The sequence below is a fragment of the Nocardia shimofusensis NBRC 100134 genome (assembly GCF_001613125.1).
Classification (GTDB): domain Bacteria; phylum Actinomycetota; class Actinomycetes; order Mycobacteriales; family Mycobacteriaceae; genus Nocardia; species Nocardia shimofusensis.
The window spans coordinates 30310-44935 of sequence record NZ_BDBT01000020.1 but is presented as its reverse complement, the minus strand read 5'-3'; the positions used below and the strand labels follow the sequence as shown (position 1 = coordinate 44935).

Annotated in this window: 17 protein-coding genes; 11 read left to right on the top strand and 6 right to left on the bottom strand. The window is 69.4% G+C overall.

Translation table 11 applies throughout. The features are described from left to right. Positions 1-12: 12 nt before the first annotated feature. Together NS3_RS19255 and purU are read left to right on the top strand one after the other, a co-directional pair. The gene (locus NS3_RS19255; protein WP_067861611.1) at positions 13-633 is read left to right on the top strand and encodes a GNAT family N-acetyltransferase; all 621 of its coding nucleotides are present in this window, start codon (positions 13-15) and stop codon (positions 631-633) included. A 69-nt stretch (positions 634-702) separates the two neighbouring features. Continuing rightward, positions 703-1593, top strand: a complete 891-nt coding sequence (purU, locus tag NS3_RS19250) for a formyltetrahydrofolate deformylase (protein WP_067861609.1) — start codon at positions 703-705, stop codon at positions 1591-1593. A 79-nt stretch (positions 1594-1672) separates the two neighbouring features. On the opposite strand, the gene NS3_RS19245 is transcribed toward purU, so the two are convergent. From NS3_RS19245 to NS3_RS19225, 5 genes are all read right to left on the bottom strand, one after another. Continuing rightward, positions 1673-2713 (bottom strand): alpha/beta fold hydrolase, encoded by a 1041-nt coding sequence (locus NS3_RS19245; RefSeq protein ID WP_067861607.1) that lies wholly within the window; start codon positions 2711-2713, stop codon positions 1673-1675. 106 nt (positions 2714-2819) lie between these two features. Then, the gene (locus NS3_RS19240) at positions 2820-3116 is read right to left on the bottom strand and encodes a DUF2516 family protein (RefSeq protein ID WP_067861605.1); all 297 of its coding nucleotides are present in this window, start codon (positions 3114-3116) and stop codon (positions 2820-2822) included. Between the two features lie 90 nt (positions 3117-3206). Beyond that, positions 3207-3881: a heparin-binding hemagglutinin gene (locus tag NS3_RS19235; RefSeq protein ID WP_067861603.1), complete on the bottom strand. Its 675-nt coding sequence runs from the start codon at positions 3879-3881 to the stop codon at positions 3207-3209. Further along, positions 3878-4321 (bottom strand): helix-turn-helix domain-containing protein, encoded by a 444-nt coding sequence (locus NS3_RS19230; RefSeq protein WP_067861601.1) that lies wholly within the window; start codon positions 4319-4321, stop codon positions 3878-3880. The genes NS3_RS19235 and NS3_RS19230 overlap by 4 nt, the downstream gene beginning before the upstream one ends. 110 nt (positions 4322-4431) lie before the next feature. Then, a complete protein-coding gene (locus tag NS3_RS19225) occupies positions 4432-5778 on the bottom strand; it encodes a DUF445 domain-containing protein (RefSeq protein WP_084495740.1) in 1347 nt (448 codons plus the stop codon). Between the two features lie 132 nt (positions 5779-5910). On the opposite strand from NS3_RS19225, the gene NS3_RS19220 reads away from it, so the two are divergent. The 7 genes from NS3_RS19220 (at position 5911) to NS3_RS19190 (ending at position 12263) form a co-directional block, all read left to right on the top strand. Beyond that, positions 5911-6591, top strand: a complete 681-nt coding sequence (locus tag NS3_RS19220; protein WP_084495739.1) for a TetR/AcrR family transcriptional regulator — start codon at positions 5911-5913, stop codon at positions 6589-6591. Between the two features lie 135 nt (positions 6592-6726). Then, positions 6727-8145, top strand: a complete 1419-nt coding sequence (locus NS3_RS19215; protein ID WP_067861597.1) for an ABC1 kinase family protein — start codon at positions 6727-6729, stop codon at positions 8143-8145. Positions 8146-8164: 19 nt separating this feature from the next. Then, on the top strand, positions 8165-9409 hold the full coding sequence (locus tag NS3_RS19210; protein WP_067861814.1) for a saccharopine dehydrogenase family protein: 1245 nt from the start codon (positions 8165-8167) through the stop codon (positions 9407-9409). Positions 9410-9549: 140 nt separating this feature from the next. After that, positions 9550-9939, top strand: a complete 390-nt coding sequence (locus tag NS3_RS19205; RefSeq protein WP_067861595.1) for a hypothetical protein — start codon at positions 9550-9552, stop codon at positions 9937-9939. 81 nt (positions 9940-10020) lie between these two features. Then, positions 10021-10668, top strand: coding sequence for a hypothetical protein (locus tag NS3_RS19200; protein WP_067861811.1), 648 nt, complete (start codon positions 10021-10023; stop codon positions 10666-10668). After that, positions 10665-11378 carry an ESX secretion-associated protein EspG gene (locus NS3_RS19195; RefSeq protein WP_067861594.1) on the top strand — a complete coding sequence of 238 codons (714 nt, stop codon included), beginning with the start codon at positions 10665-10667 and terminating at the stop codon, positions 11376-11378. The genes NS3_RS19200 and NS3_RS19195 overlap by 4 nt, the downstream gene beginning before the upstream one ends. A 39-nt stretch (positions 11379-11417) precedes the next feature. Beyond that, complete coding sequence (locus NS3_RS19190) at positions 11418-12263, top strand: PPK2 family polyphosphate kinase (protein WP_067861592.1); 846 nt, start codon at positions 11418-11420, stop codon at positions 12261-12263. Between the two features lie 61 nt (positions 12264-12324). On the opposite strand, the gene lexA is transcribed toward NS3_RS19190, so the two are convergent. Next, complete coding sequence (gene lexA / locus NS3_RS19185) at positions 12325-12975, bottom strand: transcriptional repressor LexA (protein WP_067861590.1); 651 nt, start codon at positions 12973-12975, stop codon at positions 12325-12327. Between the two features lie 275 nt (positions 12976-13250). On the opposite strand from lexA, the gene NS3_RS19180 reads away from it, so the two are divergent. Together NS3_RS19180 and NS3_RS19175 are read left to right on the top strand one after the other, a co-directional pair. After that, positions 13251-14000 (top strand): DsbA family protein, encoded by a 750-nt coding sequence (locus NS3_RS19180; protein ID WP_067861589.1) that lies wholly within the window; start codon positions 13251-13253, stop codon positions 13998-14000. After that, on the top strand, positions 13997-14563 hold the full coding sequence (locus NS3_RS19175; RefSeq protein WP_067861587.1) for a vitamin K epoxide reductase family protein: 567 nt from the start codon (positions 13997-13999) through the stop codon (positions 14561-14563). The genes NS3_RS19180 and NS3_RS19175 overlap by 4 nt, the downstream gene beginning before the upstream one ends. The last annotated feature ends 63 nt before the right edge of the window (positions 14564-14626 follow it).

The following is a 14626-nucleotide window of genomic DNA, read 5'->3' as shown; positions in this document are numbered from 1 at the left end:
GGAGGAGACACGATGCTGATCCGACGCGAACAACCCGCCGACGCTCCCGCCATCGCGCGGGTGCATCGCAGCGCGTTCGCCGCCGTGCACGGCACGGTCGGCGCCACCACGAACATCACCTCCGCCGGCACCACGGGCACGAGCACCGCGGCCACGCCGACGAGCCGGGAGAACGACACAGCTCATGCCGCGCAGGCCGGACCCGAGCCGGTCGAGGTGGGGCTGGTCGAGAAGCTGCGCCGCGATTCCGCGTGGATCGCCACCCTGTCACTGGTGGCGATGGAATTCGACGAGGTCGTCGGGCACATCTGCCTCACCAGGGCCGCGGTGGGCCCGTTCCCCGCGCTCGCGCTCGGACCGCTCGGCGTGCATGCCGACCACCAGCGCGCCGGGGTGGGTTCGGCGTTGATGCACGCGGCGATCGGAGCCGCCGACGCACTCGACGAACCGCTGATCGGCCTGCTGGGCAGCCTGGAGTACTACCCGCGGTTCGGTTTCGTGCCGTCCGCGCGGCTGGGCATCACCCCCGACGAACCCCGTTGGGTCTCGCATTTCCAGGTCAGGGCGCTGACCGCCTTCGAGCCCCAGATCTCCGGCGAATTCCACTACGCCGAGCCGTTTTACGAGCTGTGATCGGCGATCGCTCGCGAGGGGTCGCCGACACCCGGCGACCCGGTTCCGGGAGCCTGTGAGAATGAGTTCATGAGTCCCGCTCAGCCCGACCTGGAAGCCCGCCGCTACGTGCTGACCCTGGGATGCCCGGACCGCCCCGGCATCATCGCCAGGATCACCTCGTTCATCGCCGAGTTCGGCGGTTCCATCTCCGAAGCCGGTTACCACTCCGACGCCGAGACCGGCTGGTTCTTCACCCGCCAGGCCATCACCGCGGCCACCGTGCCGTTCCCGATCGAGGAACTGCGCGCCCGCTTCGGCGAGGTCGCGGCCGCGTTCGGCCCGGAGACCGACTGGCAGGTGCTCGATTCCGGGGTGCCCAGACGCGCGGTGCTGCTGGTCAGCCGCGACGGCCACTGCCTGCACGATCTGCTCGGCCGGGCGGCGTCCGGCGAGCTGCCCGCCACCATCGAGGCCGTCATCGGCAACCATCCCGATCTGGCGGGCATCACCGAGGCGCACGGGGTGAAGTTCCACCACGTGCCCTTCCCCAAGGACCCGGCCGAGCGCGGCCCTGCCTTCGACGAGGTCAGGTCGCTGGTCGACGCGCACGAGCCCGACGCGGTGGTGCTGGCCCGCTTCATGCAGGTGCTGCCGCCGCAGCTGTGCGAGCACTGGGCGGGCAAGGCGATCAACATCCACCACAGCTTTCTGCCCTCGTTCGTCGGCGCCCGGCCCTATCACCAGGCGTTCGCCCGCGGCGTGAAGCTGATCGGCGCCACGTGTCACTACGTGACCCCGGAACTGGACGCGGGCCCGATCATCGAGCAGGACGTCATCCGCATCGACCACGCCGACACGGTGCGCGACATGGTGCGCCAGGGCCGTGACATCGAACGGGTGGTGCTGGCCAGGGGCCTGCGCTGGCACCTGGAGGGCCGGGTGCTCGTCCACGGCCGCCGCACCGTCGTCTTCTCCTGAACGCCGATCTCCCGATACGTCCGCGGGCGGCGTCGCGGCGTCCGCCCCGCTGCCGCGCCCCGGGTCCGCTACTGCCGCGTCAGCCCGCGACTTCGGTCCGGCGCGCACCCGCGGCGTCCAGCACCCGCGCGAGTACGGCGTTGAAGCGCTCGAACTGCTCGACATTGCCGAGGTGCCCTGTCTGGAGCACCTCGTAGCGTTCCAGGCTGCCCACCGATTCGAGCATCTCGGCGATCAGTTCGGCGTGCACCGGCGGGGTGAGATCGTCGCGGGAACCGGCCAGGATCGTGGTCGGCACCAGCAGATTCTTCGCCGCCTCGCCCACATCCATGACGGCGAGCAGCTTGCCGAATTCGGCGCGGATCGCCGCCGGGCACGAGCGCACGATCGCCATGCCGAAATCGATGTGGTCGCGCGGACTGGCCAGGGACATGATCTGGCGGGCGAACAGCCAGCGCACCGGGGCGATCGGTGGGAACACGATGGGCGAGCCCAGGCCGAGCCGTCCGACGATCGCGGGTAGCGAGATCCCGGTCCGCTTGAACGGCATCGGCCGGTTGAACAACGGCACCACAGTGGTGGTGGCGACCAGGCCGTGCGGGGCGGTGTTGGTCATCAGCACCGCGTGCGCCCGGCGGGTGACCTCGCGCGGGTAGCGCGCGGCCCAGGCCTGCACGGTCATGCCGCCGAGGCTGTGGGCGACCAGCACCGCCCGGCGACCCGAGGGCACGGCGGCATCGAGTACCGCGGTCAGGTCGTCGGCGAGCAGATCCATGGTGAGCGGCGCGTCGCCGCGTTCGCTCTCGCCGTGACCGCGCACGTCGTAGGCGATGACCCGATACTCCCCGGCGAAGGCGTTGATCTGAGCGTTCCAGTATTCGATGGCGCAGGTCCAGCCGTGGATCAGCACGACGACCGGCGCCTCGGCCGGGCCGTAGGCGTGCACGCGCAGGCGCGCGCCGTCGGCGGTGGTCACCGGTATGACATCGCACGCCGCGGTGGGCGGGTCGAACGCCGCTGTCGGGTAACGGCGCGAGCGCAGTTTCGCCCGGTGCGCGGCGGACCACGCTGCGAACCACGCCCGGAGCTGCGCCAAGACGGCGGCCAGCTGTGCACGCATCGGACACTCCTTTGTGTTACTGCTAGGAACAGTAATACCTGTCGGAGTTCGAAGCCACCGTGAGATGTGACAGTGAGATGTGACAGCCAGGGCTACGTGTGGTCGATCACCATCGAGGTCCGCGCTGCACCTCGTCCACCTTCGGCCGCACATCGGCCAGGTAGATGCCGGTCGCGATGATCGAGACGAAGGCCAGCAGGCCGAGGCCGCCGGGCTGCAACAGCAACAGCAGCGTGGCCACGCCCAGAATGGCCAGCCAGATCGGTTTGGTCTGCTTGTCCACAGCGGTGAAAGCATCGGCGCGCTGCCGCACGGCGTGAATCAGCGCGAAGATCGTGGCGCCGAGCGCGGCGAGCCACAGCACGAGCAGAATCAGGCCGGTCAGGCCGTTCACGGTGTCCACCTGTCCATGATACGAAAGCCGAGATACGAAAACCGCCCTCACGCAGCCGGGCTGCGCGAGGGCGGGTCGATCCGGCGCCGGAACGCGGGATCAGACGGACTTCGGCGCGGTCTTGCGAGCCGGCGCCTTCTTGGCGGCGGGCGCCTTCTTGGCGGCGGGCTTCGGCGCGGCCGGAGCGGGAGCGGCGGGATCGGTCGCAGTCTCGGTGGCGATGTCCACGACCTCCGCCTCGACCACCGGCTCGACCACATCGGCATCGATGACCTGCGCGGGCTCCTCGGTCTTGGCGGGACGACCCAGCAGGCCGTTCACCTTGCCGACGACATCCTCGGCCCGCGAGGTGGCGTCCTTGTAGAGGGTCTCCACCCGGCCGATGCGCTGCTCGACCACGTCGTTGGCGCGCAGCCGTTCGACGGTCTCCTCGCCGCGGGCGGCCAGTTCGGCGTAGAGATCGATCGCCTTGGCGTAGTACTCCTCGGCCAGCTTGCGCAGTTCCTCGGCGGTCAGCTTCTCGCGCAGCTCGGCAAGGTCGTCGGGCAGCTCGCCCGGCAGGCCGGACAGCCGCTCGCGCAGCGATTCGAACTGGGCCTGGACATCGGCGGGCACGTGGGCGATGCGCTCGCGGGCCTGGCCCGTCACGTCGGCTGTCGAGCCCGCCTTCTCGCGCACCTGGGTGACGACGTCCACGGCGGCCGCGTACACGGCGTCCCCGGCGCCGACGGCGGCGAGCAGCGGCTTGGTCACGGTTACGGTCTTCTCGGTCATGATCGGCTCTCCTGGCGTGGCGGAGTGTCTTCTGGTGTCGGGCTCGGAACGTCGCTGTCCCATTCCCCCTGCTTCTCGTCCGCGCCGTTCTCGCGGCGGAACGATTCATAGATGTCCAGCAGGACCTGCTTCTGACGCTCCGTGAGGGAGGTGTCGCCCAGCAGCGCGTCCCGAACCGGACTGTGCGGCCGCTCCTCGAGATAGCCGGCCCGTACGTACAAGACCTCCGAGGACACGCGCAGCGCTTTCGCGATCTGCGTGAGCACCTCCGCGGACGGATTGCGCAACCCCCTCTCGATCTGACTGAGATAGGGATTGCTCACCCCCGCCAGCGCGGCCAGCTGACGCAACGAGACTTGCGCGGCTTCGCGCTGCGCCCTGATGAAACCTCCGATGTCGTGCGCCGCGTGCGCTACGCGCCGCTCGGGATGGTCTGCCATCACTCACCTTCTGGCGGTTGTACATGGTCGAGTCTAGGGAAGAGTGCTAGCAGTTGCAAGCACTCTGTTAGCAGTGTGTCGTCGCGCCGGACTGTCGAGGCAAGTGTCGTTCAGCCCTGGAACAGCAGGTGCGAAATGGTGTAGATCGCCAGGCCGGCCAGCGAGCCGACCACCGTGCCGTTGATGCGGATGAACTGCAGATCCCGCCCCACCTGCAGTTCGATCTTCTTGCTCGCCTCCTCGGCGTCCCACTTGGCCACCGTGTCGGTGACCAGCGTGGTGATCTCCCCGGCGTAATTGCTCACCAGATACCGCACGCCGCGGTCGAGCCAGCCGTCCACCTTGGTGCGCATCTCGTCGTCGTCGCGCAAGCGCTGGCCGAGCTGCTGCACGTTCTCGGCGACCTTACGCCGCAGCGTGCTGTCCGGGTCGTCGGCCGATTCCAGAATGAGCCGCTTGGCCGCGCGCCACGTCGCCTCGGCCAGGCCGGTGATCTCCTCGCGGCCCATCACCTCGGACTTGACCCGCTCGGCCTTCTTGATCATCGCCTCGTCGTGCTGCAGATCGTGGGCGAATTCCTCGAGGAACCGGTTCGCGGCCAGGCGCACCTCGTGACCGGGTTCCGAGCGCACCTTCCAGGTGAACTCCACCAGCTCGCGGTAGATCTTCTCCGAGAGCAAGATGTTGACGAACTTCGGCGCCCACTGCGGCGCCTGTTCCAGGATCACCTTGTCGACGGTCTCCTGACTGGCCAGCGCCCACTGGTGCGCGCGTTCGGCCAGCAGATCGATCAGCGCGACCTGGCGGTTGTCGGCCAGCAGCTCGGCCAGCACCCGCCCGATCGGCGGTCCCCACAGCGGTTCGGCGATCCGTTTGACGATGGTGTTGTCGATGATCTGCTCGACATCCTCGTCACGCACCGCCCCGACCACCGCACGCAGGATGGTCGAGCTCTCCTGCGCGACCCGTTCGGCGTGCCCGCGGTCGGCCATCCACCGGCCGACCCGCAGCGAGACCTGCGCCGAGCTCACCTTCTCCGAGACCACCTCCGGCGCCAGGAAGTTGGTGCCGACGAAGCTGCCCAGGCTGGCGCCGAGCTGATCCTTCTTCTTGCGGATGATCGCGGTGTGCGGGATGGGCAGACCGAGCGGATGCCGGAACAACGCCGTCACCGCGAACCAGTCCGCCAGCGCGCCGACCATGCCCGCCTCGGACGCGGCGCGCACGTAGCCGACCCACTCCCCACCGCCGCCGCGCGATTCCAGCCATCGGCAGCACAGGTAGATCACCGTCGCGAGGGCGAGCAGGCCGGTCGCGAATACTTTCATCCGGCGCAGATCGCGCTTCTTGGCCGCCTCGTCGACGAAGAATCCCGTCGGCGCGGCCGGATTCACCGCGGGAGCGGGCCGCGGGGGCGCGATCTCGGGGGCGGTGAGGTTGCCGGGAGCTTTCTCCATGTCATCCATTCTGCTGTGCCATAAGCTGTAGACCGATCCACCGGACCGTCCCACCCGAACCGAACGAGGGAGCCGACCCTGTCCACCGAAGACCTTGTCGACGTCGGTGAACGTGCCGACCGACCGGCGGCCGTGCGCTCAGGCCGGGTGGACGGCCGCAAACGCCGGTGGCGCCAGCACAAGATCGATCGTCGCGAAGAGCTGGTCGACGGCACGCTGGCGGCGGTGCGCGCCCGCGGCGCCTCCGCGGGCATGGACGAGATCGCCACCCAGATCGGCGTCTCGAAAACCGTCCTCTACCGCTACTTCGCCGACAAGAACGACCTGGTCCACGCGACCATGCAGCGATTCATCGAGCAGACCCTGATGCCGCGCGTGTACGGCGCGATCAGCCTGGACGCCGGCGAATACGAACTGACCCGCTCGGCGCTGACGGCCTACGTGGTGACCGTGGACGAGGACCCCGAGGTCTACCGCTTCATCATGGGCAACGGCTCGGACTCCTCCTCGCTGGCGGAGTTCGAGAAGCTGTTCGCCGATGTCGTCTCCGTAGTGCTCAGCGAGCGCGCGGGCTCGCGCGGTATCGACACCACCGGCTCCCAGCTGTGGTCGTATGTGCTGGTCGGCGGCATCCAGCTGGCGACGCACTGGTGGACCACCGACAAGTCGCTGACCCGCGAGGAAGTCATCGACTACCTCACGATGATGGTGTGGAGCGCGATCGAGGGCATGGCCCGCACCGGCGGCTCGCGGGTGGAATTCAACAAGCAGCAGCATGTGCTGCCGGTCCCGGAAGTCGATCCGACGGTCTGATATCGACCGGTTCCCGTGCGGTCGACATCACACCGTCTGCCGTTAGGCTGAACGCGGTGGTGCGCCCTCGTTCGTCGAAGCCGGGGGTGGGCAGGATCACCACCCGATCTCGGCGGCACCAATGGAGGTACCTCGATGGCGAAGCACGTGCCGACCTCGCGGCTGGCCCGTGGCACCAAACTGGGCGCGGTGGCCGCGGGCACGGTGTTGCGCAATCAGCGCACCCGGTTGTCGATGCGCGGCCGCTCGGAGGCGGTCCGGGAGAAGATGGCCGAGGAGTCCATGCTGCGGACCATCGAGCAGGTGGTCGTGGTGCTGGGCACCATGAAGGGCGTCGCCATGAAGCTGGGCCAGATGATGTCGGTGCTGGATCTGGATCTGGTGCCCGACACCCATCGCGATCGCTTCCAGCAGCGCCTGGCCGTCTTGCGCAATGCCGCGCCGAGCGTGCCGTTCGCCGGGATGCGCCGAGTGGTCGAGGAGGATTTCGGCGCGTCGCTGGAGAGCGTGTTCGCCGAGTTCGAGCCCGAGCCGATCGCGGCGGCCTCCATCGGCCAGGTCTATCGCGCCCGGCTGCACGACGGCAGACAGGTCGCGGTGAAGGTGCAGTACCCCGGCATCGACGTCGCGGTGCGCGCGGATCTGAAGAACCTCGCCATGTTCCGCAAGGTGCTGCAGTCGGCGATGCCGTGGGTCACCCCGGCGGTGCTCGACGAGCTGCGGCTGAACATCGAAAGCGAGCTCGACTACAGCGCCGAGGCAGCCACTCAGGCTCAGCTGGCCCAGCTCTACGCCGACCACCCGTTCATCGTGGTGCCGCGCACCCTGGTCGAGCACTGCACCACCCGCGTGCTGGTCTCGGAGTACCTGCCGGGACGTTCCTTCGATGAGGCCAGGGAGTTGCCCGAGGCCGAACGCGATCGGATCGGCGAGATCATCTACCGCTTCTACGTCGGCTCGCTGTTCGAGTTCGCCGAATTCTGCGGCGACCCGCATCCGGGCAATGTGCTCGTCCTCGACGACGGGCGTGTCGGCTTCCTCGATTTCGGCCTCTACAACCGGATGGATCGCAAGCACGTCGATTTCGAGATCACCTGCCTGCGCGCGGCCGCCGAGGAGCGCGCCGAGGACCTGCGCGAGCTGATGATCGAGCACGGTGTGATCGATTCCCCCGAGGAGATCGGTGCGGAGGAGAGTCTCGAATACGTGCTGTCGGCGTCGGAATGGTGTCTGGTGGACGAGGAACTCACCATCACTCCCGAATTGGCCAGTGGCGCTTTCCTGCTCGCGGTCGATCCGCGGGCGAGCGAATTCGCCGGCATGAAACAACAGAATCTGCCGCCGGAGCACCTGTTCTCCCGGCGCGCGGATTTCCTCACCTTCGGCATGCTCGGCCAATTGCGCACCACCGCGAATTGGCATCGCATCGCCAGGGAATGGCTCTACGACGAAGAGCCGGTCACCGATCTGGGCAAGGCCCACCGCCGCTGGCGTGAAGAACACCTTCCACCGCAGAACCGACAAGCGTCGGCAGGCCGCGCGCCGCGACGATGATCAGGAGTGGCAGACAGTCATGACACAGACCCGCGAATTCGATCTCACCGTATTCGGCGCCACCGGATACGTCGGCAAGCTCATCGCCGAATACCTGCTCGGCGCGGCTCCCGCCGACGCCCGCATCGCGCTGGCGGGCCGCTCGGCGGCCAAGCTCGCGCTGGTCAAGGAGGAACTGGGGCCGGGCGCGAAGGACTGGGCGCTGGTGGTGGCCGATATCGCCGACCAGGCCGCCCTCGATGCCCTGGCCACCCGCACCAAGGTCGTCGTCACCACGGTCGGGCCGTATCTGCGGTACGGCATGCCGATGGTCGAGGCCTGTGCCAAGGCGGGCACCCATTACGCCGACCTGACCGGTGAGCCGCTGTTCATCCGCGACGCCATCGATACCTGGCACGACACCGCCGTCTCCACCGGCGCCAAGATCCTGAACTCCTGTGGCTACGACTCGGTGCCCTCGGATCTGAGCGTCTACCAGCTCTACCGCCGCACTGTCGCCGACAACACCGGCGAACTCACCGACGTCACCCTGGTCGCCGCGGCCAAGGGCGGCGTCAGCGGCGGCACCATCGATTCCATGCGCGCCCTGATGGAAGCGGTGGCGCAGGACCCCTCGAAGACGAAGGTACTGACCGATCCGTACGGGCTGACCCCGGATCCGGCCCGTGAGCCCGAGGTCGGGAAACTGTCCGATCAGGCCCTCGGGCGCGCGAGCGACATCCACCCCAGTCTGGACGGCTGGGTGGGCACCTTCGTGATGGCCGCCCACAACACCAGGATCGTGCGGCGTAGCAACGGCCTGCTCGGCTGGGTGTACGGCAAGAATTTCCGCTACCGCGAGGTGATGAGCGCGGGCTCCTCGACGCTGGCGCCGGTCATCGCGGGCGCGATCAGCGGCGCTTCGCTGGTCGGTGTCGGCGCCCTCGCCTCGCTGTCGCGAGTGTCGTTCGGGCGCAAGCTGCTCGACAAGGTGCTGCCCGCGCCCGGTACCGGGCCCAGCGAGGAGACCAGGCGCACCGGCTGGTTCAGCATGAAGACCGTCGCGCACACCACCTCCGGCGCGACATACCTGGCCACCTTCGCCGGCACCGGCGATCCCGGCTACCAGGCCACCGCCGTCATGATCGGCGAGACCGGCCTTGCGCTGGCCTTCGACGACCTGCCGGAGATCGCGGGCGTGCTCACCCCGGCCGCCGCCGTGGGCGACGCGCTCACCGCGCGGCTGCGCGCGGCGGGCATGACCATCGAGGTCGAACCCGCCTGAGGCCGCACCGGGTGAGCGGCGCCCGCGAATCCGCGTGCGTCCGCTCACAATCGACCCCGGACCTGCCCCGCACCACCCTCGCCCGCCGCTAGAGTCCCCACCGGTAGGCGGTTGTACCCGGAAGCGAGGGGGCGAGGCGGATGGTGCCGGATACCGGGCAGGGGCTGGCCAGGGGGCTGTACGCGGCGGCGGTGAGCGGGAGCGGGGGCGAGCGTTTCGAACTCGCCCCGGATGTCGCGGTGAATCTCGCCGCCGCGTGCGACAAGCTGGTCGAGGATCTCGGCGCCGCGCTGACCGCGGGCGAAGCCGCGAGCACGGTGACCGGCTTCCCCGATCTGCCCACCGGCCGAGCGCTCACCGCGGGCTTCGCGCACAAGGGCACCCAATTGCGGGCCACGGTAGCGGCTTTCCAGGAGACCGCCCTGCTGTTCAAGGCCGCCTATCTCGCCGCGGGCCAGCGCTTGGCCGAAGCCGAAGCCGCCCATCGCGACGCCCTGCTGGCGGTCGCCGACTATCTGGACCAGCGATGAACCCCGCGCCCTGCGACGCGGGCACGAGCGCCGATCCCGCGGTGATCGGTGCTCGCCACCTACCGACGGCGCGGTGATCCGATGGTCGACCCCGCTGCCAGAGCCGCCGCCGAAGAGATCCTCGCGCGCGGCCGCGCGCTGGCCGACGCCGCCGAAACCTCCGGCGCGGGAGTCGAACCCGCCTATGCTCCGGAGCGCGAGCGGTTCGCCGCCTACACCCACGCCGAGATCTGGCAGCAGGTGCGCGAGGCCCTCGACCCCGCCGCGCTGGGCGAGACCGCCGAGGCGTGGCGCACCGGCGCCGACACCCTGGCCGAGGCGTTCCAGACCTTCGCCGACGCCACCGCCCGCGAATTCGCCCGCTGGTCGGGCGGTTCCGCCGAGGCCGCGAGCCGGGCGACCCGCTCGTTCGTCACTCTCGGCACCCAGGCGCACGAGGTGTGCCGGACGGTGCAACGGCTGATCGAGCTCGATCGCGATGTGGCACAGACCATCCGCGCCGCCGTCCCGCCGCCCGCGCGCTACGTCCCGCTCGCCGATCCGGTGGCCGAGGCCGTGCTGGGCGGGCGGCGGCGGATGGAGCACGAACGCGCCGCCGCCGAGGTCGAGGCCGACGTGCGCGACATCATGACCTACGTCTACTCACCCACCATGCCCGCCACCGGCGACAGCGTGCCCCGGTTCAGACCACCCGATCCAGGCCCGACGGGTGGGAGCGCCGCACGGTGAGATGGGTCCTCACCCCGGACGAGTTCACCCACGTCTGGGAAAGCGAAACGAACCTGGACCGCAGGCCGTATCCGGTGAACATGATGCCCGCCTCGCTGGTGCGCACGGAGGCCGAGCACGCGGCGCTGCGGCTGCCGCAGCGGTTCGCCCGGCAGGCCGATCCGGATCTCGCCGCCGCGCTGATGCTGTGCGCGCGCAACGACGCCACCACCATCACCGTCTCCGGCGAACGAAACTTCCCCGGCCGCAACGGCAGCGGCGACAACCGCGTGCTGATCTTCGCCGCCGTCGTCCACCACCACGCGGGCATCCTGATCGCGAGCCCGGAGAAGATGACGGTGCTCATGTGCCACGCCCGCACCCTGGGCGCGCGCCTGGTGCAGGCGATCGGCTCGGCCCAGCCGGGCAGGCTCGGCACGATGCGGGAGCCGCGGGACATGGTGCTCGGCGAGCTGACCAAGGGCGCGGCGCCGGGCAACGGCCCCGAGCGCTTCCGCAACACTCTGCGCAAACCGCTGGACGGGCGCGGCTTCATCACCGTCACCGTCGATCCGGAGAACCCGATGTCACCGCCGACCCGGCACCGCAGCTGGCTCGACGTCTCCGGCGACGGCCGCTACCTGCTCACCACCTCCCACGACCTGATCCTCGCCCCGGTCTCCGACGAGGATTTCGCCCAGCATCTGCTGCGGCTCGCGCAGATCCGCTGATCGGCCCGACGGCCCGCTCGCGTGTGGTAACTGTGGACGATGCCGAACAACTGGCCGGGGGACGTCGCCGAACTGCTGCGCGCCGAGGGCGTGCGGATCGCCGACCTGGACACGTCCGCCACCCCGGGCTTCGACGGGACCAAGGTCGAAGGAATGGACCTGCTCGCCGAACGCTCCGCCGTGCTGTCGGATCTGCAGGCGAAGCTGTTCGCCAACGGCAGATCCGGCGACCCGCGCAGCGTGCTGCTGGTGCTGCAGGGCATGGACACCGCGGGCAAGGGCGGCATCGTGCGCTCGGTGATCGGCGCGGTGGACCCGCAGGGCGTCGATCACGCGGCGTTCGGGGTGCCGACCGAGGAGGAGAAGCGCCACCACTACCTGTGGCGCATCAACAAGGCGCTGCCGCGCGCGGGCCAGCTGGGCGTGTTCGACCGCTCGCACTACGAGGACGTGCTCGTCGCCCGGGTGCGCAAGCTGGTGCCGGTCCGGGAATGGGAGCGGCGCTACGACGAGATCAACCACTTCGAGAAGCTGTTGCGCGACGAGGACATCACCCTGGTGAAGGTGGCGATGTTCGTCTCCCTCGACGAGCAGAAGAACCGGCTGCGCGAACGCCTGGAACGCCGCGACAAATACTGGAAGTTCAACCCCTCCGACATCGACGAACGCGCCTTCTGGCCGGAATACCGCGAGGCCTACCAAGCCATGCTGGACCGCACCAGCACCGAACACGCCCCCTGGTTCGTCATCCCCTCCGACCGCAAGTGGTACTCCCGCCTGGCCATCAACGAACTGCTCATCCACGCCCTGTCGGGTCTGAACCTGGACTGGCCCGACGCCCAGTTCGACATCGAAGCGGAGAAGCGCCGCCTCGAAGCGTCCTGACCCACCGGCATTCCGCACCAGCCGCTCCCGACGCCACCGCCCGGCCGGTCGGCGACCGTGCCTAGAGCCGGCGCATGACCGAGACGACGGTGCCCAGGATCACCGCCTGGTCTCCGTCGATGACCTCGTAGGCCGGATTGCGCGGCTCGAGCAGCGTGTGCCCGCCGCGGCGGCGCAGCACTTTGACGGTGGCCTCCTCGCCGATCATGGCCGCGACGATGTCCCCGGACTGCGCCTCCTGCCCGCTGCGCACCACCACCGTGTCGCCGTCGCAGATGGCCGCCTCGACCATCGAGTCGCCGCGCACCCGCAGCGCGAACACCGTTCCCCGGCCCACCAGTTCGCGCGGCAGCGTCAGGGTGTCGTCGCAGTGCTCTTCGGCCAGGATCGGCGTGCCCGCGGCGATGTCGCCGACCACCGGCACGGTCACCGTGTTCGCGCTGCTCACCGCGCCGGGTTCGGCCCGCAGGAACAGCCGCACGTCGATCGGCCGCGCGACCGCCGTCCCGCGCCGCAGGAACCCGCGTTCCTCGAGCGCGCGCAGATGCCGGGCGACCGTCGAGGGCGAGCGCAGCCCGACGGCCTCGCCGATCTGCCTGGCGCCGGGCGCGTACCCGTGCTCGACCACCCACTCCCGGATCACCTCCAGAATGCGGCGCTGCCGCTCGGGCAGGGTCGAGGTGTCCAGATACTCGAAGTCGTAGTCGGTCACCGGGGCATGGTAGGCCGTGACGCGGTGAGCTTCGGCACAGACAGATCAGCCGGTCCGGGCCGAACGGCCCACCCGATGCAGACCAAGGCCACGGCGGGCGCAGACCCTCGGCCACGGGGACACCGACGAAGGCCACCGACCCGCGCCTCGTTTCGTGTTCTCTCAGGTTCACCGACGATGATGGGCCGTGCCCGACCGCCCGGCGGCGCGCACGCCACTAGCATCGTCGGAGCAGGCCCCATCGTCAGGCTAGCGAAAGGCGTGGTGAACGCACGGTGAGCAACAATCCGGGACGGCGCAATCTCTTGCAGGAGGCCGAGCGAGCCGACCGCAGGCGCAAGATCGTCATCCAAGCGGGTGTGGCCGTGGTGCTGGTCGCCCTCATCGCGGCGATCGGCATCGGTATCGCCATGCGCGGCGACGACGGTCCGGCCGCCACCCCGACCATTCCGGCCCCGAGCGATCCCGTCGCCGGCGCGGTGACCGGCTCGATCACCGACAGCGGCGCCGTGCGCGTCGGCAAGGCCGATGCCCGCGTCACCGTCCGAGTGGTCGCCGACCTGCAGTGCCCGGCCTGCAAGAACTTCGAGACCGCTTACGGCAAGGTCCTCGAGGACGCCGTGAACAGCGGCGTCGCGGCCGTGGAGTACAACGTCATCTCCTTCCTCGATCGCGCCTCCACCAACGAGTACTCGAGCCGCGCGGCCAACGCCGCCTACTGCGTCGCCGAGCAGGATCCGGCGAAGTTCCAGGGCTGGCTGGACCGCATGTACGCCCAGCAGCCCGCCGAGGGCGGTCCCGGCCACACCGACGAACAGCTCGTCGCGATCGCCGTGGAGTCCGGGTACACCGACGCCGTCGCGGGCTGCATCGAGGACCGCACCTATGCGACGTTCGTGGCCGACAAGACCCAGGCCGTGTTCGGCGAGGGCGTCAACTCGACGCCGACGGTATTCGTCGACGGTGCGAAGATCGCGCCGACCGAGCTCGAGCAGGCGATCGCCGAGGCGGCTGCGGGACAGTGATCGTCGCCCCTGCTCGTTCCGCCTGGCTGATCCTGCTGTTCGGCCTGGCGGGCTGGATCGCCTCGGTGACTCTCACCGTCGAGCGATTCATGATCTTCGTCGACCCGGCCTACACCCCGTCGTGCAGCCTGAACCCGGTGCTGTCCTGCGGTTCGGTGATGGTGACCGATCAGGCCGCCGTCTTCGGCTTCCCCAACCCGCTCATGGGCATCGTCGGCTTCTCGGTAGTGGTGACGCTCGGCGTGCTCGCCGTCGCCCATGTCGGGATGCCCCGCTGGATCTGGGGCGGGCTGTGGGCGGGCATGCTGCTCGGCGTCGTCTTCGTCTGCTGGCTGATCTTCCAGAGCCTCTACCGGATCGGCGCGCTGTGCCCCTACTGCATGGTGGTGTGGGCGGTCGTCACCCCGCTGCTGGCGGTGCTCACCGACCTGCTGTGGGGACGGTCCGGCGGCCCGCTCGGAATACTGGCCGAGTGGCGCTGGACCATTGTCGCGGTGTTCTACGCGGTGGTGCTGCTGCTGGTCTTCCTGCGCTTCCAGGACTACTGGCTGAGCCTCGCCTGAGCAACAGGAGCCTCGACGCGCACCGACGAGCCATACGCCGGTGCGACGGCTTCCGGCTCGGCG